At 66.3% G+C, this 23,485-nt stretch carries 20 protein-coding genes and 1 pseudogene; 5 read left to right on the top strand and 16 right to left on the bottom strand.

Going from position 1 to position 23,485, the window contains the following annotated elements; translation table 11 throughout:
- The first annotated feature begins 84 nt into the window (after positions 1-84).
- Positions 85-477 carry a JAB domain-containing protein gene (locus tag ABIC65_RS07975; protein WP_354307975.1) on the top strand — a complete coding sequence of 131 codons (393 nt, stop codon included), beginning with the start codon at positions 85-87 and terminating at the stop codon, positions 475-477.
- Here the strand turns inward: ABIC65_RS07975 and ABIC65_RS07970 are convergent.
- The 3 genes from ABIC65_RS07970 to ABIC65_RS07960 form a co-directional block, all read right to left on the bottom strand.
- Positions 474-1,874: a M20/M25/M40 family metallo-hydrolase gene (locus ABIC65_RS07970; RefSeq protein WP_354307974.1), complete on the bottom strand. Its 1,401-nt coding sequence runs from the start codon at positions 1,872-1,874 to the stop codon at positions 474-476. The two genes, ABIC65_RS07975 and ABIC65_RS07970, sit on opposite strands and share 4 nt — an antisense overlap.
- A gap of 61 nt (positions 1,875-1,935) precedes the next feature.
- Positions 1,936-2,199 carry a hypothetical protein gene (locus ABIC65_RS07965; protein ID WP_354307973.1) on the bottom strand — a complete coding sequence of 88 codons (264 nt, stop codon included), beginning with the start codon at positions 2,197-2,199 and terminating at the stop codon, positions 1,936-1,938.
- 77 nt (positions 2,200-2,276) lie between these two features.
- Positions 2,277-5,081, bottom strand: a complete 2,805-nt coding sequence (locus tag ABIC65_RS07960; protein WP_354307971.1) for a TonB-dependent receptor plug domain-containing protein — start codon at positions 5,079-5,081, stop codon at positions 2,277-2,279.
- Between the two features lie 324 nt (positions 5,082-5,405).
- On the opposite strand from ABIC65_RS07960, the gene ABIC65_RS07955 reads away from it, so the two are divergent.
- On the top strand, positions 5,406-6,605 hold the full coding sequence (locus ABIC65_RS07955; RefSeq protein ID WP_354307970.1) for a sensor histidine kinase: 1,200 nt from the start codon (positions 5,406-5,408) through the stop codon (positions 6,603-6,605).
- A gap of 14 nt (positions 6,606-6,619) precedes the next feature.
- Here the strand turns inward: ABIC65_RS07955 and ABIC65_RS07950 are convergent, their stop codons facing one another.
- From ABIC65_RS07950 to ABIC65_RS07925, 6 genes and pseudogenes are all read right to left on the bottom strand, one after another.
- Positions 6,620-7,954 (bottom strand): MFS transporter, encoded by a 1,335-nt coding sequence (locus ABIC65_RS07950; RefSeq protein WP_354307969.1) that lies wholly within the window; start codon positions 7,952-7,954, stop codon positions 6,620-6,622.
- Between the two features lie 289 nt (positions 7,955-8,243).
- Complete coding sequence (locus ABIC65_RS07945; protein WP_354307967.1) at positions 8,244-9,326, bottom strand: YeiH family protein; 1,083 nt, start codon at positions 9,324-9,326, stop codon at positions 8,244-8,246.
- Positions 9,327-9,621: 295 nt separating this feature from the next.
- Positions 9,622-10,413, bottom strand: a complete 792-nt coding sequence (locus ABIC65_RS07940) for a ThuA domain-containing protein (RefSeq protein ID WP_354307966.1) — start codon at positions 10,411-10,413, stop codon at positions 9,622-9,624.
- 191 nt (positions 10,414-10,604) lie between these two features.
- Positions 10,605-12,083, bottom strand: coding sequence for a DHA2 family efflux MFS transporter permease subunit (locus ABIC65_RS07935; RefSeq protein ID WP_354307965.1), 1,479 nt, complete (start codon positions 12,081-12,083; stop codon positions 10,605-10,607).
- Between the two features lie 10 nt (positions 12,084-12,093).
- On the bottom strand, positions 12,094-12,732 hold the full coding sequence (locus ABIC65_RS07930; protein WP_354307964.1) for a LysR family transcriptional regulator: 639 nt from the start codon (positions 12,730-12,732) through the stop codon (positions 12,094-12,096).
- A 540-nt stretch (positions 12,733-13,272) separates the two neighbouring features.
- Positions 13,273-13,416: pseudogene (locus tag ABIC65_RS07925) on the bottom strand (sulfite exporter TauE/SafE family protein); the annotation flags it as partial.
- Between the two features lie 265 nt (positions 13,417-13,681).
- Between ABIC65_RS07925 and epsC the strand changes: the two are divergent.
- Complete coding sequence (gene epsC / locus ABIC65_RS07920) at positions 13,682-14,674, top strand: serine O-acetyltransferase EpsC (RefSeq protein WP_354307963.1); 993 nt, start codon at positions 13,682-13,684, stop codon at positions 14,672-14,674.
- Positions 14,675-14,693: 19 nt separating this feature from the next.
- Here epsC and chrA read toward each other — a convergent pair whose 3' ends face one another.
- Both chrA and ABIC65_RS07910 read right to left on the bottom strand, forming a co-directional pair.
- Positions 14,694-16,091, bottom strand: a complete 1,398-nt coding sequence (chrA, locus tag ABIC65_RS07915; protein ID WP_354307962.1) for a chromate efflux transporter — start codon at positions 16,089-16,091, stop codon at positions 14,694-14,696.
- A complete protein-coding gene (locus tag ABIC65_RS07910) occupies positions 16,088-16,897 on the bottom strand; it encodes a chromate resistance protein ChrB domain-containing protein (RefSeq protein WP_354307961.1) in 810 nt (269 codons plus the stop codon). The genes chrA and ABIC65_RS07910 overlap by 4 nt, the downstream gene beginning before the upstream one ends.
- Positions 16,898-17,191: 294 nt before the next feature.
- On the opposite strand from ABIC65_RS07910, the gene ABIC65_RS07905 reads away from it, so the two are divergent.
- Positions 17,192-17,338: a hypothetical protein gene (locus ABIC65_RS07905; RefSeq protein ID WP_354307960.1), complete on the top strand. Its 147-nt coding sequence runs from the start codon at positions 17,192-17,194 to the stop codon at positions 17,336-17,338.
- A gap of 178 nt (positions 17,339-17,516) precedes the next feature.
- Here the strand turns inward: ABIC65_RS07905 and ABIC65_RS07900 are convergent, their stop codons facing one another.
- The 4 genes from ABIC65_RS07900 to ABIC65_RS07885 all read right to left on the bottom strand — a co-directional run bounded on the left by ABIC65_RS07900 (position 17,517) and on the right by ABIC65_RS07885 (position 21,304).
- Positions 17,517-18,236, bottom strand: coding sequence for an ATP-binding protein (locus ABIC65_RS07900; RefSeq protein WP_354307958.1), 720 nt, complete (start codon positions 18,234-18,236; stop codon positions 17,517-17,519).
- 192 nt (positions 18,237-18,428) lie between these two features.
- Positions 18,429-19,472: an alpha/beta fold hydrolase gene (locus tag ABIC65_RS07895; protein ID WP_354307957.1), complete on the bottom strand. Its 1,044-nt coding sequence runs from the start codon at positions 19,470-19,472 to the stop codon at positions 18,429-18,431.
- Between the two features lie 101 nt (positions 19,473-19,573).
- Positions 19,574-20,620, bottom strand: a complete 1,047-nt coding sequence (locus ABIC65_RS07890) for a fatty acid desaturase (protein ID WP_354307956.1) — start codon at positions 20,618-20,620, stop codon at positions 19,574-19,576.
- 396 nt (positions 20,621-21,016) lie between these two features.
- Positions 21,017-21,304, bottom strand: a complete 288-nt coding sequence (locus ABIC65_RS07885) for a hypothetical protein (RefSeq protein WP_354307954.1) — start codon at positions 21,302-21,304, stop codon at positions 21,017-21,019.
- A 176-nt stretch (positions 21,305-21,480) separates the two neighbouring features.
- On the opposite strand from ABIC65_RS07885, the gene ABIC65_RS07880 reads away from it, so the two are divergent.
- Positions 21,481-22,203: a Crp/Fnr family transcriptional regulator gene (locus ABIC65_RS07880; RefSeq protein ID WP_354307953.1), complete on the top strand. Its 723-nt coding sequence runs from the start codon at positions 21,481-21,483 to the stop codon at positions 22,201-22,203.
- A 72-nt stretch (positions 22,204-22,275) separates the two neighbouring features.
- On the opposite strand, the gene ABIC65_RS07875 is transcribed toward ABIC65_RS07880, so the two are convergent.
- Complete coding sequence (locus ABIC65_RS07875) at positions 22,276-23,448, bottom strand: zinc-dependent alcohol dehydrogenase (protein ID WP_354307952.1); 1,173 nt, start codon at positions 23,446-23,448, stop codon at positions 22,276-22,278.
- Between the last annotated feature and the right edge of the window lie 37 nt (positions 23,449-23,485).

The following is a 23,485-nucleotide window of genomic DNA, read 5'->3' as shown; positions in this document are numbered from 1 at the left end:
GTCATCCGGCTTCGCGCCATTTCGGATATCCGGAACGGGCGCGGTTGCGGTTCGTGCGGCCGGCGCAGGGTGGCATGCCGGGACATGGTGCTAGCGCCTCCGGAACCGTACATCCTCGACCTGGGCGGCGCGCGGGCCTTGTTCGGTAACCTTACCGAGGCGCCCACCGAAATCGCCGCCTTCGCCTATCTGGCGCGGAACGGCCGCCTGCTCGGCATGCGGCATCTGCAAGGGGGGCAGGCCGATCTGGTCGATGTGCCGGTGCGGCAGGTGGTTGCCGACGCACTGGCGTTCGATGCCGTCGCGGTCGTGATGGCGCACAACCACCCGAGCGGCGATCCGACGCCGAGCGCAACCGACCGCGCGTCCACCCGCCGCCTCCTCGCCGCGCTCGAACCGATCGACGTGCGGCTGATCGACCATCTCGTGCTTGCCCGGCGCGGCACGGCGAGCTTCCGCGCGTTGGGCTGGCTCTAGCGGGCGAGCGTGGTCAGCACGCTGCGATAATAGGTGATCGACGGCGCGATCTCGCTCAGCGGGGACTTCTCGTTCAGCCCGTGGGCGAAGCTTTCGCCCGGCGTGGTGAACATCGGGCTGACGCCATAGCTCGGCACGCCCTTGGCGCGGAACCACATCGAGTCGCTGGCGCCCGTGCTCATGCCCGGCACCACCGCGACGCCGGGGAAGCGCGCATGGATCGCGCCGGTCACCGCCGCGATCAGATCGGGGCGCAGCGGCGAGGCGGGGCTGGCGACCGAGCCGCTGTCGAGCGTGCGAATGGTCAGCGTCGGCTCGGCGGCCGCGGTGGCGAGCGTCTGCCGCACCTCCTCCACCGGCGTGCCGGGGAAGATGCGGCAATTGATGTTGGCGGTCGCGCGCTGGGGCAGGGCGTTGGTCGCGTGGCCGCCGTTGATCATCGTGGCGACACAGGTGGTGCCCGTCTGGCCGACCAGGCTCGGCTCCGCACGCAACGCCGTGAGTGCCTCGGCATCGTTGGGGTTGGCGAGGAAGCGGCGGATCATCGCGGCGCGGGCGGGTTCGGCCTTGGCGGCCTCGGCTTCCCAACTGCCGCGGGTGATCTCGTTGATCTGGCCGGGAAAGGCATGGGCCTCGATGCGGGTGAGCGCATGGGCGAGCGTGTAGATCGCATTGTCGCGGCGCGGCGCACTCGAATGGCCGCCGGTATTGGTGACGGTCAGCTCGAAATCGGCATAGGTCTTCTCGGCACCGTCGATGCCGAAATAGGTCGGCTTGCCGGCGGCATCGAGCGCGCCGCCGCCGCCATCGACGTTGAGCAGCAGCTCGGCATCGGCGAAGCGATCGGCCATCAGCGCGGTGGTCTTCATCGCCGTCTCCTCGTCGCCGGAGAGCAGCAGCACGATGTCGCGGGCAGGCTTGAAACCGGTGCGCTTGAGGTCGATCAGCGTCGCGACCATCGTCGACAGGTCGTACTTCATGTCGGCGGCGCCGCGGCCGTAGATGAAGCCGTTCTCGATCACCGGGGTGAACGGGTCGCGCGTCCAGTCGGCGGGCTTGGCTTCGACCACGTCCATGTGGCCGGAGATCAGCAGCGGCTTGGCGCCGCCCTTGGCCTTGCCGGTGCCGCGGTAGCGGGCGACCAGATAGGCGGTGTCGCCCACCGGCACGATCTCGACATCGCCCTCCGCAAAGCCGCCGGCGACGAGCGTCTGCTTGAGGAAGGCGGCATAGGCGGGCGTCTGGTTGCCGGGGCCCGCGACGGTGCGGAAGGCGATGCCGCGCTTGAGCAGATCCAGCGCCTGCGCCTCGGCCTGCGGATGCTGCTGCGCGTGCGCGGCGCCCGTGCCGCACGCGAACGCAAGCGCCACCATGGCGAGGCGAAGAGATGCACGCATGAAAAATCCCCCGATCGGCTGATGGGTCAGGAGCTTACCGGGTTGCGGGGGCAGCGCAAGGTCACGCCGAGTCCTCCTCGCGAAGCTCGACGATCTCGAATGCGAAGGACGTCCAGCCGCGCTTCCTGGCGGCCTCCGCGGTCGCCGCCTTCTTGCCGGTCGCTTCCTTGGCCGACTTGCTGTGCCCCCAGAACACTTCCGTCTTCCCGTTCTCAAGCACCGCGACGATGCGCCAGAAATGGGTGAAGGGTGCGGCGGTGGGGCCGATGGTCTTCACATAGCCATCGGCCATGGTTGCGGTCAGGTAGCGCTTCTTTCTCGCCATGCCGCGCCGATATCCGAGCGGCGGCGGCCGGTCACGGATTTATCCGGCGGGTTGAATAGGCGAGTGCTGCACACGCCTCAGAAGCCGATGCGCATCGTCAGCCGGAATACCCGCCCGACCACATCGTAGAGCAACCGGTTGGTCTGCGCATAGGCCGGCCAGTTGTTGCCGTCCGGGCCGTTGCCGACCGGCACGGGGGCCTTGTCGAGGAGGTCCGTAACCGCCAGCGTCAGCGATCGCTCGCGGCCGGGGCCGCCGAAATCGACGCGCACCGATGCGTCCAGATAGGTGATGCCGCTGATCCGGTTGTCGTTGATCGTCCGGTGCTGGGCGGTCGATGCCGGGCATCCGCTCGTGCAACTGACATAGCTGTTGCTGTAGACGCCCGAGCCGAACCCGCGTGCCACCAGGTTGAAGCTCACGGGATCGACCGTCCAGAAGGCGCTTGCGCGGAAGACCCAGCTCGGCACGGCGGGGCTGTTGAACGTGCTGTCGCCGTTCACGCCGGCATAATCGACCGGGTAGATCCCGTTATCGACGATATTGTCGATGTAGTGCGTCGCCGCGCCATCGACGCGAAATTCTCCCGGCAGGCTGCGGGCGATGTGCGCCAGCGGGATCGCATAGCTGGCGTGGAAATCGATCCCGCGCTCGGATTGCCGCGCGAAATTGACCGGGCGTACCAGCACCGATGTGGGCACCCCGCCGGTGGAGACGAGATTGCCGCAATAGACGCTCGCGCCGGAATAGCAGAGGTCGACCGTCTGCTGGGCGGTCGCCGCGCCGATCGCATCGCGGATGGAGATCGCGAAATAGTCGACCGATGCCGTCAGTCCTTCGATGAAACGCGGTGCGAATGCCATCCCGGCGGTCCAGCTTCTCGCCCTTTCGGGCTTCAGTTCGGCATTGGGCAGGGTGAGTTCGACGATCGACACCGTGCCCGCGGCCGGTGCATTCGCCGGCAGGACGACGCTGTTGGTCCGCGAGGTGGTGCCCGCATAGAGATCGGCGAGATTGGGCGCCCGCACGTCCCGGCTGACATTGCCGCGCAGGCGAACGCCCGGGAGCGGCTCCCATGCCGCGCCGAGCTTCCACGTCCCGACCCAGCCGGAGGTGGCGTAGCGGGCAAGCCGGGCGGCGCCGTCGATCCGGACGGAGGACAGGATGGGCAGGCCGAGTTCGAGATAGGCCTCGCCGACGTTGCTGGATCCGTGGGCGGGCTGATAATTGCCGTACAGCCAGCCTGACCGATAGGGATCGGCGACCTGCGACGAGATCGCGTCGCGCCGCCACTCCGCGCCCGCGGCGAGAACCGCGTTGCCGCCGGGAAGCGCGAACAAGGGCCCCTGGAGGCGCATGTTCACGAGATCCTGCGTCAGCCGTTCCGTCCGCTCCGGCTGGCCGGGGCCCATTACATAGGCCAGCGCCGCGCCGGAGGGGTCTTCCGTGCCCAGCCGGTCGATCGGAATGCAGCCATTGGCGGGATCGGTGAGCGTGGAACGGCAGACCGGCCCGTTTGCGGTTGCGACGGCGTCCTGCGCGAGTTGCATGCGCTGCAGGTTCCAGACGTTCCTCAGCCGCTCGCGCGCCGAGGTCTTGCCATGCTGGGCATGCACATCCCATTGGAAGCGCCCGTCGAGCAGCGCGACGTCGCCGTGCAGGGTGCCCGACAGCCGGAACACGTCGCGCCGGTTGCTGCTACCCGGCACCGGGAAGCCGGCATTGCTGGTGCCGATCGACAAGGACCGCAGGCCAAGCGAGTCCATGCGGGCGGCGATCTGGGGATATTGCGCGCGCAGATAGGCATTGTCCGCGGCGATGGTGACGCCGGTACTCGGCGTCTGCTGGTAGGCGCTTTCTCCCGCATAGCGGTTCCACGCCCCCTCGATCGCCAGCGACGTCCCGCCGCCCAGGTCGACCGTGGTGCGCTGGAACAGGCTGATCCGATGTTCCTGCGGGATCAGCGCGTTGGTACCGACATGGCCCGCCAGCGTCGAAGACGTGTCGCCGCCCACCATCCAGGCGCCGATCGCCGGCGCATATTGTCCATAGCGCAGGGTCGTCGTGGCGCCGGCGCCCAGAAACTGCGTACCCTGCAGCGGTCCCGACGTCACCAGCCCGCCCGGTGCATAGGTGGCGGGCGCGACGCCGGTGCCGACAATGCGCTGGGGCTGGCCGTTGGCGGGCGTATAGGCCGGATTGTTGATCTGGAAATAGCCGCGCGCGTTCCACGGGCGAGCGATCGTGTCGACGCCGTCCTGGTCGAAATATTCGCCGCTCAGCAGGATCCTGATCCTGCCGTCGAGGAGGGACAGGCCCGAGGTGATTCCCACCCGCCGGTACGCGCCGTCGCCATAGGTGGAGAGGCCCTGGTCAAGCTTTACCTCGGTGCCGCGGCGGTCCGTGTCCAGGATGAAGTTGACGACCCCGCCGATCGCATCCGAACCATATTGGGCCGATGCGCCCCCGGTCACCACCTCGACCCGGCGGACGAGCGCCTGCGGGATGGTATTGATGTCCACGACGCCGTTGATCGCGGCGCCGACGGTGCGCTGCCCGTCGATCAGCACCAGCGTTCGCATCGTGCCAAGGCCGCGCAGATTGACTGCGGCGATCCCGGCAAGCCCGTTCGACATGTTGCCCGAACTGTTGCCCGGCGTGCTTCCGGGCGTGATCGCCGGCAACTGCGCGAGGAGATCTATCAGGTTGGCGGGGTTCTGCGCGGCGATATCGCGCTCGCCGAGCACCGATACGGGTACGGTGGATGCCCGGCCGTCATAGACCCGGGAGCCGGTGACCGTGATTTCGGAGGTGGAGTAAGGCTCGCCACCCGGTGCAATCGCCGCCTCCTGCGCCATGGCCGGCGCGATGACCGACGCCATGCAGGCCGGAAATGCCAAGATCCTTGCGCCGCGCCTGCAGTACGCGGCCGGGGTGCGTCGAAGCGGCACGTTCCGGTCCCGCTCGCGGATCCCCATATGACCTTGAAACTTCCCCATCTGCTACCCCCGTCCGTCTGGCTTTTGGGCTGGCGTGCGGGTTAGGGAATACGGTAGGTGGTATATGTTGACGCTCCGGCGCCATCGCGCGAACAGCCGCACAGCCCAGAGGCTGGCCTTTACAATGCGCAAGGTGAAGGAATGATCTCCCGGCCGGCTTCGATGGCAGTCCCTGCGTGGCCTTTCCCCAAGAGTAGACGTGCGTTAATGAACCATCCGGACGTATTCCTGGACTCTCCCATCGCGATCTTGTGCGAGGACTGGTCGAAGATCCGCGAGGTCGTGCTGCAGGATTTCGGCGACGACGTTGAGCGCCTGAATCAGAGGATCGAGGAAGACGCGACCTATCTGCATCGCCTGCGCGGCATGCACAGCATTGTCGACGCGAACCCGGCGGCGCTCCAATTGCTGGGGGTTCGCGACGTCGCGCATCTCCAGTCGATCGTGCACATGCTGCTTCCGGCGGATCCCACGGGGCAGGTGGTGAAAGCGATCGTCGGCGGCGAGCGGCGTTGCGAGGGCGAGCGGGATCTGCCCAGCGCGCTCGGCAACCGGACGCCGATTCTCTGGCGCTCCACGCTTCCCGAAGACCCGGCCAACTTCAACCGCGTCTATTTCTTTGCCGTCGATGTCTCGCGCCAGAAGCAGGCCCAGGCCGAACTCGATCTTGCGCGCGCCAACCTCAACCATGCAGGACGCCTGTCGCTGGTGGGGGAACTCGTCGCGTCGATGACCCATGAGGTGTCGCAGCCCATCAGTTCCATCGCCATTCTGGCCGGCGCCATGGACAAATGGCTTTCGCACGCGCCGCCGCGGGTGGAGAAAGCGGCTGCGCTGACCCGAAAGGTGCTGGCCAACGCCAATCACGCTGGGGAGGTGATCGCGCGCGTGCGGGATTTCTCGCGCAGCGCCCAGCATCACCTCAGTGAGGTCGATCCGACGAAACTCCTGTCTGAAGCGATCGCACTGGTCGAACCCGAAAGCCGGCGGCAGGGGATCAGCGTCAGCGTCTCGGCACAGACCGGTCTCCGGCCGATCAGCGTTGATCCGATCCAGATAAAGCAGGTCGTCGTAAACCTTGTCATCAATGCGATCCAGGCGATGTCGGGGCAGGTCAACGGGGCGCGGGAACGCCGGATCCAGGTCGCGGTTCGGGAAACGCAGGACAGCTGCCACTTCAGCATCGCCGACGCCGGGCCCGGTTTTGCCGACCTGACCGCGGCTGTCACGCCCTTCTTCTCCACCAAGCGTGAAGGGCTGGGCCTGGGGCTTTCCATTTGCCGGCGCATCGTCGAGGATCATGGCGGCGTCCTCGATATCGAGAGCGACCCCTCGGGTGCGCGCGTGACCTTCTCGGTGCCGTTCCTCGCGCCCCACGCATCGGATCGCGAACGGGTGGCGGGCTGACCGGCCCTTCAGGCTCATTGCCGCGCGCGTGATTCTCCTCGAGCCGTGGCAAAGGCGATGAAACTGAGCGCCGAACAGACCAGCATGTAATAGCCCGGGGCGGAATGTGTGCCGAGCGCGCGCATCAGCCCGGTCACCGCCAACTGGGCAAAGCCGCCGACGAGGACGCCAAGGCCATAGACCAGCGCAAGACCCGTCGCGCGGACCTGATCGGCGAAGGCGCGCAGGATCATGATCAAGGTCGCCCCGGCCTGCAGGCCGTTGAGGCAGATCAGCACGCTGGTGATCACCAGGATCCACGCCAGACCCGGGGAATGGGACAGTATCGTGAAGGCAGGCACGGAGAGGATCGCCAACCCGCCGGACCCCAGCATCGCGAGCAGGCGGGGGGAGAAGACGCTGTCCGAAAGCCGGCCGCCTACCAGCGACATCGCCGCCATCACCGTGCCCGCGCAGGCCCCGGCGACGAAGCCCGTATGGACCGGCATGCCGAGGATGCCCGACAGATAGGTCGGGATATAGAAGATCGCCACATAGGTAGTCGAGGTGCCCGACATGAACATGACCAGGCCGATCCCGACGCCGGCCTTGTGCCTGGTCAGTACATCGCGCAGGGGCGACGCCTTGCTGCGCGCCGTTTCGGGGAAATAGGATGCGCTCCGCAGCATCATGCCCACGGGCCCAAGCAAGAGCCCGAACAAGAACGGAAGGCGCCACGCCCAGCTCTCGATGGCGGCAGCACTGAAGGTGGCGTTCAGCCACAGGCCGGTCAGTCCCGCCAATATCGCCGCCACGCCTTGGGCGGCCATGAAGATGCTCACATAGGAGGTTCGCTGTGACGCCGGTGCCAGATCGAGCAGGATCGCGGCGCTGGGCCCGACTTCGCCGCCGATCCCGAAGCCCTGGATCAATCGCCCCGTCACCAGGAGGATCGGCGCCAGCACCCCAACCGAGGCATAGACGGGCGCACAGGCGACCATTGCGGTGCCCAGGGTCATCAGTGCCAGCGTCAGGACGACCGCGGCGCGCCTCCCCTGTTTGTCGGCATAGACGCCGAAAACGACCGCGCCGATCGGGCGGGTCACGAAGCCGACCCCGAAGGTGGACAAGGTCAGCATCAGGGACGTGACCGGATCATGGGCGGGGAAAAAGAGCCGGGAAAGGACGACCGCGAACTGGCTGAACAGAACGAAGTCATACAGCTCAAAACAGCTCCCCACCGCAACCGCGAGGCAGATCCGCTGTCGCTGCCGTCGATCCAATGCATCCGCCCGTGGTGTCATCGGCGAGACCTTCGCGGCGCTCGTGGGGGGATCGAGGGATGGCAGGGCGGATTTTTCGAAGCGCATTCGTGCATGTCTCAAGCAGCCGGACTGGCGGCTGAGACGATGCTCCCATCCGGTGGTCCTGTATCGGTACAACATCCATAGCGGATGAACCGTCGGACGTCATGCCTCCCGGGAGCGCGTGGCAATGAACAGCGGGGCGTCGCTGCGATGCCGTCGGTTCGACGCGAACGGCAGGGGACGGTGAACGCGATGCCGTTGTTCAGCACCACCGGGTCGCCCTCTTGGGAGGGGCAGGGCCGGCTTCCTGATGGTCGCCGCTGCAAGCGCGCCGGGGCCGGGGCGGGCAGGTTCAGGCGAGCCACAGCAGGTGGATCAGGCCGAGGCTGATCGCCCCGAGCACGAGAAGCGAAAGGACCACTGCGGCGGTCACGCGGCCGCCGGCATGGGCCACCGTGCGGACGTCGACCCCCAGGCCAAGCGCTGCCATCGAGACGACGGTGAGCAGCGTCGCGGCTTCGTTCGCCGGGGCAAGGGCCGCATGCGGGATGAGGCCGAAGGACCGCAGGCCGACCAGGCCGAGGAAGCCGAGGATGAACCAGGGCACCAAATGGTGCAGCGCCGGCCGCCCGGCCGCAGGGCGTTCGCCGGTGGTGACGTGCGGGGGCCGTTCGTCGGCTTCCTCGCGCAGCTTTGGCGCGATCAGCGAAAGCATCAGGCAGACCGGGCCGAGCATCAGCACGCGCACCAGCTTGACCAGCGTGCCCATCTGGACGGCGGCAGCACCACCCGGCGCAGCGGCGGCGATCACCTGCGGCACAGCATAGACGGTGAGGCCGGCAAGCACGCCGAACTGGTGACCGCTCAGGTGGAGGCCTAAGGCGAGCAGCGGCAGTGCCAGGACGACCACCACGCCCAGCACGGCGGTGAAGCCGATGGAGGCCGCGACGTCGTCGCCGTCCGCGCCGATCACCGGCGCCACCGCCGCGATGGCCGAGTTGCCGCAGATCGAGTTGCCGCAGGCGACGAGCAGCGCCATGCGCTTCGGCAGCCGCAGCATCCGGCCGATCAGATAGCTGCTTGCGATCGCCACGCAGACCACCCCCGCGATGCCGAGTAGCAGGCCCGGTCCGGCGGCGAGGATCGTCGCGGCGCTTACCGAGGCGCCGAGCAGGACGACCGCGAGTTCGAGCAGGAACTTCGCACTGAAGGTGATGCCGGGGAACCAGCGCCTATCCGGCGTCCAGGTGGTGCGCACGGCCGTACCGATCAGGATGGCGAGAACGAGCGCTTCCAGCCAGGCGCGTCCGAACACCGCCTCTTCGATCCGCTGCAGCACGAATGCGCCGCCGGTGACGGTCAGGCACAGCGTCAGGCCGGGCAGCAGCGTGCTGCCGAGCAGGGGGAAGGGGCGGGATAGGCTCTGCGTGGTCACCGTGTGTCTCCTTGGTGAGGCACAGGTGCGGCTGCAGAACCAGTCTTTCCAATGATCAGTTTATATCATTCTGATCATTCTAGGTTGTGATTGTGCGCGGGGTTGGGTGTCTGTCCGCCGTCATTGAAGCTACCGCGTGGAAAAGGACGCATCGCTTGTTCAAAGCGGCGCGGCCAAAGCGATGGAATCAACAATGGGAAGCGATCGGTTTGGCGGGGACGTGGCTCACCCGGCAGCGAGCGTGCCTATCGAGATGCTCCGCAACGCTGCGTTGCGCGCAGGGGCGGGTTGTCGACTAGCGTGCAGCCCAGCGGATGGCGTTGGTGAGGATGCGCCGATAATTGCGATCATCATAGGCTTCCGGCGAATGGCCGAGTGCCGAATAGAAGACGCGCCCCTTGGTCGATGGGTTGACCCAAATCACCGGATGGACGCCCATCGCCAGCTTGGCCCCCGGCCGGTAGCTCGCCTCGTCGATCCGCACGAGCACGGTCATGCCTTTCGCGGCAGGGTTCGAATCGAAGGAATACCATTCGTCGACCAGCGACCAGGGCAGCTTGACGCCGGCCATGGCGGGGTGGTCCGGCTTGTCGACCAGCAACTGCGCGGACTGGAGATGATCGTCGCCGCCCGGATGCCCGATGAACGTCGTGCCGATCACCGTCTGGACATACCACGGATCGGTATGGCTGTTGTCGCCCGCGGCATGTAGCGCCACGACGCCGCCGCCACGCGCGACGAACCGCGCGAAGGCAGCGCGCTGCTCGGGGGTGAGGAAGTCGCCGCTCGTGCTGTTGAGCACGACGACGGAGAAGTGGCGCAACTGCTCGTCGTTGAAGACCGCCGCATTTTCGGTGACGAAGCTTGCGCGGCCGAGATCCTTGGCGATGCTGGCGAGCACGGTGTTCGAGTGCGGGATATGCTCGATATGGCGCCAGCCATTGGTCTTGGACACGATCAGGACTGCGTGCTGCAAGCCTTGGGGCAGTGTCGGCGCGACGGAATCCTGGATCGGCTTGGGGAGATGCGGGTCCGGCAAGCTTTGCGCCGACGCGAAAAGCGCCAGTACGGCCAGTATCTTACGCATCTCGTCTCTCCCGCCTCGGCCATCCTTTGGGCACATCCTGAAGGATTCGAGATGCTTCGTTCAAGCCTAAACCTGCTTGTGCACGGAGGATGCGCCGATACGCGTGCTGCCGCAGTCGCACGAAGAGGGCACGCTTCGCCTTGGACCGGTCAACGGTTGCACGCCCTTGCTGAGGCGCCTGCGGCGCTTTTTCACCGCTCCGAGCGTGCGGCCCCGCGATGCCCGCTCATCGCCGCGCCGGCGTCGTGGGCGAAGCGGCGGTTCCAGAACAGCGCCGAGGCGGAGATCCCCGCTACGATCACGAAGGCCAGCGAGAAGTCGGCGAGATGGAGCGCCTGCCGATGCGCCAGCCGCGGTCCCAGTTCGAGCGCAGTCGCCGCGGTGCAGATGCCGAGCGACAGGGTCAGCTGCTGGAAGGTGGCGTAAAGGCTGGTCGCGGCGCTCATCTCCTGCTTCTCGACATCGGCATAGGCGATCGCGTTGTAGCCGGTGAACTGGAAGGAGGTGAAAAAGCCCGAAAGCGCCAGCACCGCCACCATCGCAGCCACCGGCCAATCGGGCCGGAACAGCGCGCAGCTGGCATAGCCGAGGCTGCTGATCAGCCCGGAGACGATCAGGCTGTCGCGGAACCCCCAGCGGCGCAGTACGCGCGGTGCCAGCGCCTTCATCGCCAGCGCGCCGATCGCGCCGACCATGGTGATCGTGCCGGTGGTCGCGGCGGAAAAGCCGAAGCCGAGCTGGAACATCAGCGGCAGGAGGAAAGGCTGCGCGCCCTGGGTGATGCGGGTAAGCGAGCCGGCGATGGTGGAGAGTCGAAAGGTATCGATCCGCATCAGTCGCGGGTCGAGGATCGGGTCGCTGGCGCGGCGGGCATGCCAGACATAGCCGAGGCCGAAGACCAGCCCGATGCCGAGCAGCGCAACCGCCACCCGGCCGGTGCCGGGATAGCTCGACAGTTCGAAGCCGAACAGCAGGCAGCCCAGCGCCACGCCGGAAAGGAAGAAGCCGCTGGTATCGAAGCGCGGGCGGGCGTCGCTGCGGATCTCGGGCACCAGCAGCATGGCGCCGATGATGCCGGCGATGCCGATCGGCAGATTGAGGTAGAAGATCCAGCGCCAGTCGAGCCAGGTGACGATGAAGCCGCCCAGCGGCGGCCCCAGGATCGGCCCGATCAGTGCGGGCATCACCAGCCAGGACAGCGCCTGCACCATGTCTTCCTTGGCGACGCTGCGCAGCAGCACCAGCCGGCCGACGGGCACCATCATCGCGCCGCCGATCCCCTGCAGGAAGCGGGCGGCGACGAGCATCGGCAGCGTCCCCGCCTGCGCGCAGAGGAGGGAGCCGGCGAGGAAGATGGCGATCGCCGCGCAGAAGATGGTGCGCGAGCCGAATCGGTCGGCCAGCGTGCCGCTCGCCGGGATGAACAGCGCAAGGGCGAGCAGGTAGCTGGTCAGCGCGAGGCTGAGGCTGGTGGCGGAGGTGCCGAGGTCGCGTGCCATCGTCGGCAGCGCGACGGTGAGCACGGTGCCGTCGAGCTGCTGCATGAACAGCGCCGCGGCGACCACCAGCGCGATCGCGCGGTAGCCGCTGCCGCTGCCCCGTTCCGGCTTGGCCGGCGTGGTCACCGCCTCGACCGCGGGCGCGAGGCCGTCGCCGACGTCCGCGCTCATCGAAGCCAAATTACGTCGTCTCCACCGCATGAAGCCTCACGCACCTCCTGCCTGCCCAGCGCATCAAAGCGCGATCTGCGCGCGACCGACGACGCTCCGTCCGTGATCGTTGACGACCACCCCCTTGGCATCCGGACGGACGATCGTCCAATCGATCGCGTTCAGCTGCAGGCGCACGAAATTGTTGAGATACCAGTTTATCCCCAAGGTCGCCGCGGTGGGTGATGCCCAATTCGGCTTCGCCGGTGCGAACCGCCTCGGCACATTCGGTAGCCGAAAGATCGAGGATGCGGACGCGTACATTGCGATACTCGAGCGCGAACCGCTCCAGGGCTTCGAGCAGGAAGCGCACGGTTGCGCTGGGAATGCTGGCCACGGTCAGGCGCCCGGCCTGGCGCTCGCCCAGCGCAATCATGCCGAGCAGCGAGCTGTCCATTTCCTCCAGCAGGCGGCGCAGTAGCGGCAGGATCTCCTGTCCAGCGGGCGTCAGCCGCACGCTGCGCGTCGTACGTTCCATCAAGGCCGTACCGATCGATGCCTCAAGTTTTTGGACGCGGCCGCTTAGCGCCCGCTGCGAAAGGTTGAGAAGTTCGGCAGCGCGCAAGCTCTTGCCGTCCGCAACCGCCACCAGCGCCCGCAGATCGATCAATTCGCAGTTAAAGGGCGGTATGCAAAGGCGGTCGCACAGCGCGGAGCGCCTTTCGAGCGCGCCTTTGCCTTAGCGCGCACGCGCTTCTGTCGCCGGCTAGGGCCGAGGTCTTGGCGGCGTGATAAAATTAGAGCCGCCCGCATTCCGCTGACTGGCTAACGCCGCTGCGTATGCAACCGCCACGGCCCAGACCGTCGCCGAATGGATGCCGGATCCCCGCGGGTCGCGAGGCGGCGTGTGATCTCGTGAAATCGGAACATGGGGATGAGGGAATCCAACGGTTAAGCATGCGCGTCGCAAGATCAGTACGTATCGCACTGCAGCAAAAATATGGAGGTACAGGGGGCGGGCCCCACGCACCTGTTCTTGATCGGCTCCGGAGAACAAACGCGATCGGGTTGGGCAATTACGAACGTCTTAGATGTTCCACGATCGTTCGACCGCTAAAGACCGATGGTGTTGAACAACCGGCTCTCAAAGTAGCGGTGACGGTCCGATTCACTCCCGTCGGTCGGCACGAGACGTGCGCCGGCCGACCTATTTGGTGGCGGAGGCATAGAGAAGATCGGTCTTCACCGCGGTCGCGGGGTGAAAGCCGAACGCCAGCACCAGCGTCATCAGCGAGCCGCCGCCGACGCCGGTTACGCCGACGAGCAGGCCGACCAGCACGCCGGCGATGGATATCCGCCAGGATCATAGCCGCCTCGCCATCGAATTGCCGGGAGCAAACGACGCCGGCAATCGGGTGCGGACCGGCGGATCACAGGCCGTGCCCTCCCTGTTGATAGTTGCGCGCGCAATGCGAGGGGAGCAACTTCGCCTTTCACGCGGCGTAGCTCTTATCGCTTTCACACCGAACCAGTGGGAATATCGTGCCGATCATGACAGTGCATTGCGGTTTTATGGAAGCGAGCTCCGGCACCCGCCGGGGCGGGTCGGCCTCGCCTCGATGACGGGGAAATACGAAGACACCCGCCTCGATACGGACGAATGGAACGTCGCGGAGATCGCAGCGGGTCTGTTCGCCGCCCGCGAGGATTGGCGCGCCGCCTACCGGCCGGGCCCGTGCGCACTGGTGCGATTCCCCTCGCGACGGCGACTGGAGCTGATCCTCTCCGACCTTTCGGGCGCGCTGTTTCCGCTGCGGCTGGGGCCGAGCTCGGTGCTGGCCGAGAACGAGGCGAGCTATGTCGAGCAGGCGCTCGGCCGCGCGCTGGCGGCGCTGCGCGACCAGGTGCAGCTGGAAATCGTCGCGCGCTGCACGACCCCGGAGCCCGAAGCGCGGGCGGAAGCCGGGCGTATCGTCGCGGCGTTCGCGAAGGAACTGCCGGCCATCCGCCGCGTGCTCGACACCGATATCGAGGCCGCTTATGCCGGCGATCCGGCGGCGCGTAGCGTCGACGAGGTGCTGATCTGCTACCCCGGCATCCAGGCGGTGATTCCCTATCGGCTGGCAAACAGCCTGTACCGGCACGGCGCGCCGCTGATCGCCCGCGTGATCGCCGAGGTCGCCCATTCGCAGACCGGCATCGACATCCATCCCGGCGCCAGCATCGGCGGCAGCTTCTTCATCGATCACGGCAACGGCGTGGTGATCGGCGAGACAGCGATCGTCGGTGAGCGCGTGCGCATCTACCAGGCGGTCACGCTGGGCGCGCGCAGCTTCCCCTCGGAGAAGGACGGCACGCTCACCAAAGGCGTGGCGCGGCACCCGATCGTCGAGGACGATGTCGTGATCTATGCGGGCGCGACGATCCTCGGGCGCGTCACGGTAGGGGCGGGCGCGGTGATCGGCGGCAATGTCTGGCTCACCGAGAGCGTGCCGCCGGGCAGCGTGATCCACCAAGCCTTTGCCGAGCGCGCGCGGGGCGACGCCTCCGCGCTGCCGAGGGGCAATGTCGTCGAGGAAGCGGATCCTGACGCGCCGCGGGGCCTGATCTAGCCAAGGGCGCGCGTCCGGCTCACCTGATTGCGCCGATGGCGTGGAGTGCCAGCCCGGCCAGCGCGGTGCCCAGCAAGGTCGTGATGACCCCGGCGCGCATTCTGAAGATCGCAAGGGCAGCGCCGAGGGCGAGCACGAGCGCCGCGGGGTCGATGCTGTGCAGCAGCGGTGCGTCGAACCGGATCGAGCCCAGGGCAATCGGGACCGTCGCGCGAAACAGCGTGTGGAGCGCGAACCACACCGCGAGGTTGAGCACCACCCCGACCACGGCGGCGGTGATCGCGGACAGCGCCCCGCCGACCGCGACGTTGCCGCGCAGCCGCTCGATGAACGGTGCGCCGAGAAAGATCCACAGGAAGCAGGGCGCGAACGTCACCCAGGTGGCGAGCAGGGCCCCGAGCGTTCCCGCGAGAAGCGGCGACAGCCCGCCGGCATCGCGATAGGCGCCGAGGAACCCGACGAACTGCAGCACCATGATCAGCGGTCCCGGCGTCGTCTCGGCCATACCCAGGCCATCAAGCATCTCTTTGGGGCTCAGCCAGCCATAGCCCTGGACCGCCTGCTGCGCGACATAGGCGAGAACCGCATAGGCGCCGCCGAACGTCACGGTCGCCATTGTCGAGAAGAAGATGGCGATGCGGCTGAACACATTGTCGGGGCCGAAAACGATCAGAAGCGCGGCGACGGGTACGAGCCACAAGCCCAGCCAGATCAGGGCGGTGCGGAGCGTCTCCCGCCAGCTTGGGCGCGCATGCTCGGGCAGTTCCTCGCCGAGCAGAGTCTCGGCATCGGCAACGGCCGCGCCTTTGGCGGCGCCGTGCCCGCCACCCCGAAACGCGGTGCTTCCTGCACGGGCGGACCACCAGCCGATGACTCCTGCGCCTAGGATGATCACGGGAAAGGGAACGCCGGCGAAGAAGATCAGCACGAAGGCAGCGGCTGCCAACAGCCGCGCCGGGCCGCTTCGCAACGCACGGCTGCCGATCCGCACCACGGCCTGAAGGACCACCGCCAGCACCGCTGCCTTGAGGCCGAAGAACAGCGCCGACACCATGCCGACCTGCCCGTAGAGGACATAGATCCAGCTCAGCGCCAGGATCGCCGCTGCGCCGGGCAGGACGAACAGAACGCCGGCGACGATGCCGCCCCGCGTGCGGTGCATCAGCCAGCCGATATAGGTGGCGAGCTGCTGCGCCTCAGGGCCGGGCAGCAGCATGCAATAGTTGAGCGCATGGAGGAATCGCTGCTCCCCGATCCAGCGCTTCTCCTCGACGAGGATGCGGTGCATCACCGCGATCTGCCCTGCCGGTCCGCCGAACGAGAGCAGGGCGATCCGCAGCCATACCCAGAAGGCCTGGCGCAGCGTGACCGACTCCGGCCTCGCCCTGGGTGCGACGTCACGTGGGTCCGAGGTCATGCCGGCACCTTGGAGCGGGCGGGCTGGTGCGAGGACCAGTTGTGCTTTTCCTCCTGCGCATCGCGGCACCAGCGATAGAGCGCGTCATAGATCGCCATGCCGGCCTCCAGCTGGACGTGATCATCGGCATGGATGCGGGACAGGCCAAGCGAGAGTGCGAGCAGACCGGCGGCCTCTGGCGCGAGATCCAGCCGATCGGTATCAGCGCCGCGAACGATCGTCGCGAGGCGCGCCAGCGGGGCATGGGTTTGGAGCCCAAAGGCCTCCACCATCACGTCGAAGGTGCAGCATTCGCCGCGATGGCTCCAGAAGACGCGGTCGTCGGCGATGTCGAACGGCTCGGCCTGGCTTTGGGCGGCGACGTCGAGAACTTCCGCCGGGGCGACGAACAGAAATCGCGCGTCGGGATCGACGAAGCGCCGGATCAGCCAGGGGCAGGCGATGCGGTCGACCTTCGGGCGGGCGCGGGTGACCCACCAGGTCCGGCCGTCCGCATGCCGTGGCGGCAGATGGGTCAGCGACACGGTGGGCCATCCCCCCGCCCGCCACGCCGCGAAGCCGCCCTCCAGCACCTCGGCTGAGATGCCGTCGCTTCGGAGCATGGCCGCCCGGGCTGCCGCGACGCTGCTTGCGCTGTCGTCCACGACGACGACCCAGAACGGGGATGCTGGGTCGTCCGGTAGCGCGAAGGTCGCGCCGGGGATGGTCTCTACAGGCTGGGCGCGCAGATCGAGGATACGGGGCGATCCGTTCAGCGCCACCATGCGCGCCAGCTTGTCCGGCGCAATCGAATTCGGAGCGGGCATGCGGCGTCCCTCACGATGTTGATGCTGGACGCGATTCTCTAGCTGACGCCTCGTGGGGAGATCGCCATCCCCATGCGGGCAGTCAGCCATGTTCCCCATCGACTGTCAATTGCCGGCGCGCCGGGTTCGCGGGTGACGACGCTGCACACCGTCGACGGTGCTGCGCGCACGCGGGACGTCGATTGATCATTTCCAATCGATGTCAGGATCGAACTCGTTTGCTCGGCGGACAATCATACTGATTGTTGGGTATTAGGCTTCGCGAGCCACGTATCCACGCGGCAGGGGATGAGAATGCAGTTCCGGCTCCGCGCGATCGCGCCTGTTTCGACGGCCATGGCGGTGCTGGCGTTGGCCCAGCCCGCCGCCCATGCCGCCATCGCCCCGGACTCCGACAAGGCAGCGACGCCGAGCGAGCTCCCGCCAAAGATGCGAAGTTGAATACTGGCTAATCCGGTCAATCAACGCGATACAAATTCGCATTTAAATGTCCGATTTCTCAGTATCGAACATTTTCGTGCAGTCCGGTGGCTGGGTAGTTAGCAGAATTTACCGAAGATTGTGGCTGTAGCTGCGTTGACGGCGGAAGGGCGGTTACGTGGCAACCCTGCCGAGTGTCTCAGCGCGCCGCGCGCAGGGGCATGATCACGGAAACGCAAAGTCCGCCGTCAGACGGTTGCGTGCGTTCAACGCGCGCGTCGATCTGAGCAGCAAGGTCATCGAGTATGCGGCCGCCAGTGCCCGATGCCATTGTTGCGGACGTACCAACGCCATCATCTTGCACCCGCATGGCCAAGTGATCCGTGAAGGAGCCAAGGGTGACGACGATGGACCCGCCCTTGGTCGGAAATGCATATTTCAGCGCGTTGATGATGAGCTCGCTTGCAATAAGCACCAGCACGCGGCGGGCGTGGCTGGAAAGCCATTGTTCCGACACGAGGCAACGGAGCCCGACAGGCTGCGGATGTTGACCGAAGAGCGTTACCAGGCCTTCCCCGATCGCGACGAGAAGCGCGGCACAAGGTGTCGGCACGCCGTCCGGCTTTTCTTCCGCGAGTGCCGCATAGGCAGCCGCCAGCTCGCGAGCGATTTGTGCATTCCTCGTGTTGTCGCAGGATACGACGATCGGCGATCGGATACGCGTCAGTGCCGACGCCAGTTGCGACAGGTTTTTTGCGCGGTGCGCCGAGTCCTCGGCCCATATCGACGGGCGGGATTGCAAACCGGCAGCGTCGCCTGAAAATAATGGAGGGGTGGGGCTGAACAGGTGGATAAGCGATCGTGACTCGTTTCGCGTGTTATCCATCGCGTTTCGGGAGGCTTCAGTCTCTCGGTTCATCGACGCGTACCCCCTGGAGGAGGCCTTAAAGTACATCGAGCGCGGATCGCGTTCATGACGAGGATTAAGATCGGGCAGGGGGGCGAACAATTATTCGCTTCGCTTCAGATCGTTCCTACGTCCGGTGCCGCGAGGCGTGAAGCGCTTGCGAAGCCAGCGCGGCATCCGAAGGGAGCCAGGTGTACCTTCTCGTCACGCTGTCGGCGCATCCCGCGACGCCGGCATCTTCGCCTGACGGATGAGCGCGGCGATGGAGGCCGTCACCTGCTCCGGAACGCCATAATGAAGAAAGTGGCCTTGGCCTGGCACCAGGCGCAGCTCGGCGCCTGGAATATCCCGAGCGAGACGCTCGGCATGCTTCTTGGGAAAGGTCACCCGATCGCCTTCGCCGGCCAGGATGATCACCGGCAGTGCAAGTTCGGGGTAGCGGGGTGCGAGCGCCATCGCTGCCGGTATCATCAGCGCGCCTTCCGCCGCAGCTGCGCGGATCTGCGATGGGCGCAGGGCAAGTCCGGCCGGGAAATCGGCCATCTTGTCGGAAACCGGCGCCGGGGCGAAGCTCGCCTTCAGCGCGATCGGCCCGGTGAGCAGCCCGGCGATTGGCGAGAGCGTCATTGCTATCAGATCCCCAACGACGGGGACTGCCGGCAAGGCTGCGGGCAGGACATCGGGCCGGACCGTGCCGTAATAATAGCCCGAGACGAGCACCAGCCCCCCGACGATCTCCGGGTGGTTCAGCGCCAGCGCCAGCGCGACCATGGCGCCCCAGCTGTGCCCGACCACCACGGCGCGCTCCACGCCAAGCTGCACCAGCGCACGCGCGATGACGTCCGCCTGTGCGGCCGGGGTCCACAGGGTGAACCGTGGCCGGCTGCTATAGCCGAACCCCGGGCGATCGAACGCCAGCACGCGGTGATGTTCCGCAGCGAGCCCGAGGACGCCGCTGGCTTCGAAGTCCTGCAGCGTCATGCCGTTGCCGTGCAACAGAAGGACGGCCGGACCCTGACCGCGCTCGACATAATGGAGCCGCGTTCCGTCGATGTCGACGAACGCGCCGGCAGGCGGCGTCTTGGCTTCGGCGCGGCGCGCCTGGATCTGGTTGATCACGGCGCTCCCCACCAGTGCGGCGGCACCTGCGCCGAGCGATCGCGCGTGCCGGGCGACGAAGCTGCGACGTGCGGGCGTGGCGGCCGCGGCGCGCATCCGCGCGAGCTTCTTGTTGGGTTTCCGTGTCATGCGAAATGAACCATTGTGCAGTGCACAAAGTTGCACGCTTCTTCCGCCTTATACGGAGTCGCTTTCAGGGGGGGGCAGCGGCTCGAGGAGATCGATCCTCTTCAGCCGCGTGTCGATCCAAGTGTGATGGCGGGATGAAGCTCGCGCGCCGTCGCCGGAACTTCCGGGTTCTTCCGATCACATGCCGCTGCCGACGCTGCTTCCGCAAAGGAAACCAGGCGTCCCGACTGGGCATCCCACAGGACGAGCCGCACCGACCTCACGCTTTCAGCGAAGCCTAGACGGTTGAGATCCGCGAGTTCCGGTCGAGCGGCAAGGGCTGCCGGAAGACGGTAAAAGGGTATCCTGCTGCACAGGTGATGGAGGTGATGCAGCCCGATATTGGCCGTGAACCATCGCAGGATCGGCGGCAATGCATAATGGGAGCTGCCGAACAGCGCAGCTTCCTGGAAGCTCCACGCCCTGCCGGATTGCCAGTAGGTGTGCTCGAACTGGTGCTGGACGTAGAACAGCCACACGCCCACCGATGCCGCGATCAGGGTGATCGGCAGCTGGATGGAGAGGAACGTCCAGAAGCCCACGATATGGATAAGGCCGGCACACGCGGCCAGCAGCGCCGCGTTCGTACCCAGGGTGCTGATCCACGGGCGCCACCCGGCGTTCATCAATCCGATAGGCAGGCGGTGTTGCAGAAGAAAGACGAAGGCCGGCCCGAGCACGAACAGGGTGAACGGGCTGCGATACAGGCGATATCGCAGCCGTGCCCAGCTTCCCAGGCTCGCGAACTCCTCGACCGTCAGAGTCGTCACGTCGCCGAAGCCGCGCCGATCGAGATTGCCGGTGCCGGCATGATGCAGGGCGTGGGTGCGCCGCCAATATTCATAGGGCGTGAGGGTCAGCACGCCGATGCATCGGCCTACCCAGTCATTGGCGCGCCGCCCGGTGAAAAAGGCACCGTGGCCGCAGTCATGCTGGATGAGGAAAAGGCGCAGCAGAAAACCGGCGGCGGGAACCGACAGGAGCAAGGCGAGCCCATAATGGATGTCCAGGGCAAACCACATCAGCAGCCAAAGGAGCATCAGCGGCACCGCGCTGACGAGCAATTCCAGCAACCCGCGCCGGTCATCGGTTGTACGGAAGGCGGCCACCTTTCGGGTGACATCCCGTACGTCGATATATGGCTGTTCGGCCCTGGCATCGGCCGGGGTTGCGCTGCGCGCGGGTACGCCTGAGTGCATTAGGGGAAAACGTGCCTTTGAAAGGTCGGAGAGCTGCGATCGGCTTCGATGTTGCCAGGTCGGCCGCCGGGAGGAATCAATGAACTAACGCCACGCAACAAGGATGCCTTCGCGGGCGCGCCGCGTTATCTACGCCGAACCCCTCTCGGCCGGCAAGACGCTGCCCAAAAGAAGCATGCGGCTGTGGCCCGAGTTTTTGGGGCCCAGTGTGCCGATGGGACGGCGTCGACGCTCTGCCGGATGCGTTGGGAATATCGTTCTTGCCATTTCGCGATGGATGTCGGCGATTACGGGATCGCGCCAGGGCTAGGCGCGGGGAAGATCATTGCTCAGGCTGGCACGGATCATGTCGAGCAACATGATCGACGTTTGCTGCGTCTTCGCATCCTCGCCGCGTTCCAAGGCGATCTCTTCCTTCACGTCGGCCGCGGTTTCGACGATTTCGACCGCATCGGCCAGGCTGATCACGGACCGCGCGACCAGACCGTGGAGGAGGCTTTCGACAAGGAGCATCGCCGCCTGGCCATGGGCGTCCGGGGGATCAGCACGTCGATCCGCGCGGAGATTCTCATTGTCGTTGGTGTTTCCGGCCATGGCGTCGCTCCTGCGCAGGCGAGAGCGTCCGCGTCTCTCAGCCGCCGGAGCCTGAAAGTCGGGGCCGACGATCAGACAGGCATACGCCACCTGCCGTGGATTGCCATCACTAAGATCAACTTTGGACTATAACTTTGAGCAATATCTATGGCGATCGGGACGTGGGACTATACAGGATGACGAACCGCTTCATCGACAAGCTGTCAGGCTTCGGGTCGCTCAGCCAGTCGGACGTCGATGCGCTGGCGGCCGCCACATCGCGGGCACGCAAGGTCGCGGCACGAACGGATCTCATTCGCGAAGGCGATCGGCCGGGCCCCGTCTTCGTGATGCTGGAGGGCTGGGCCTGCCGCTACAAGATCCTGCCCAGCGGCACGCGCCAGGTGCTAGCCTATCTGATGCCGGGCGATTCCTGCGACCTGCACGTTGGGCTGCTGGCCGAGATGGACCACGGCATCCAGACCATAACGCCGTCCGTGGTCGCCACGATCGATCGGCCGCAGATGGACACGATCCTCGACAACCACCGCGCCGTGGCGAAGGCGATCTATCTGGCGCAGTTGGTGGACGAGGGGACGATGCGCGCGTGGATCACCAGCATGGGTCGGCGCTCCAGCATCGAACGCGTGGCGCATCTGATGTGCGAACTCTATCTCCGGGCCAGGAATATCGGGCTGACCTCGGACGCGCAGTTCGCCTTGCCGCTGTCGCAGCTGATGCTGGCGGACTCGTTGGGCATGACCCCCGTGCACCTCAACCGGGTCCTTAAGGAACTGCGGCTGTCCGGCACGATGTTGCTCAAGCGCGGCAGCCTTATCATCACCGACCCGGCAAAGCTGATCCAGGTCGCCGGTTTCGACGAGAACTATCTCCACCGGCGCCTGCGCAACGCCGCCTAGGCTGGGCCGGGGATCGGCGTCCGGGCGGCTTGCGCGCCGCCCGGATCCCTCGTGCCGGCGGTCTGCCGGTTGTCAGGGGCGTAGGACAACCTTGATGACGCCGTCCTGCTTGTCGCGGAACTTCTTGTACATTTCGGGTGCCTCCTCAAGGCTGGCGGGGTGCGTCACCACGAAGCTCGGGTCGATGTCCCCGGCCTCGATCCGCGCGAGCAGGGGCTTGGTATAGGCCTGAACATGGGTCTGGCCGGTCTTGATCGTCAGGCCCTTGTTCATCATCGCGCCGATCGGGATCTTGTCGCCCATGCCGACATAGACGCCGGGGATCGAGACCGTGCCGCCCATCCGGCAGCTCATGATCGCCTCGCGCAGCACGTGCACCCGGTCGGTCGCGAGGAAAGTCGCTGCCTTGACCTTGTCGACGACCGAATCGACCGCGCCGTGGCCGGAGGCTTCGCAGCCGACGGCGTCGATGCAGCTGTCCGGGCCGCGCCCCTTGGTGCGGAACTGCAGCTCGTCATAGACGTCCTCGACCTTGCTGAAGTCGATGGTCTCGGCGCCGCCCGCCTCGGCCATCGCCAGCCGCTCGGGGACTTCGTCGATCGCGATCACGCGGCCGGCACCCAGCATCAGCGCCGAGCGGATCGCGAATTGCCCGACGGGTCCGCAGCCCCAGATCGCCACCGTGTCGCCGGGCTCGATCTGGGCATTCTCGGCGGCCATGTAGCCGGTCGGGAAAATGTCGGAGAGGAACAGCGCTTGCTCGTCGGTGACGCTGTCGGGCACCTTGATCGGGCCGAAATCGGCCATCGGCACGCGCAGATATTCCGCCTGTCCGCCGCAATAGCCGCCGAGCATATGGCTGAAGCCGAACAGGCCGGCGGGCGAATGGCCCATCGCCTTGATCGCCATCTCGGCGTTGGGATTGGTCCGCTCGCAGGCCGAGAACAGGCCCTTGCGGCAGAAAAAGCAGTCGCCGCAGCTGATCGTGAACGGCACCACCACCCGGTCACCGATCTTGAGGTTGGTGACCTCGGAGCCCAGCGCGACCACGACACCCATGTTCTCATGGCCGAGAATGTCGCCCGCTTCCATTGTCGGCTGGTAGCCGTCGAGCAAATGAAGATCGGAGCCGCAGATCGCGCAGGCCGTTATCTTGATGATCGCGTCCCGAGGATGTTGAATCTCGGGATCCTTGACGGTGTCGACGCGAACGTCGCCTTTTCCGTGCCAGCATAATGCGCGCATAGCCATGTCCTTTAGAACTACTCGGTCTGGCTAACGG

This window comes from Sphingomonas trueperi, from assembly GCF_040545665.1.
GTDB lineage: Bacteria > Pseudomonadota > Alphaproteobacteria > Sphingomonadales > Sphingomonadaceae > Sphingomonas > Sphingomonas trueperi_B.
This window is presented reverse-complemented; position numbering and strand designations above follow the sequence as displayed.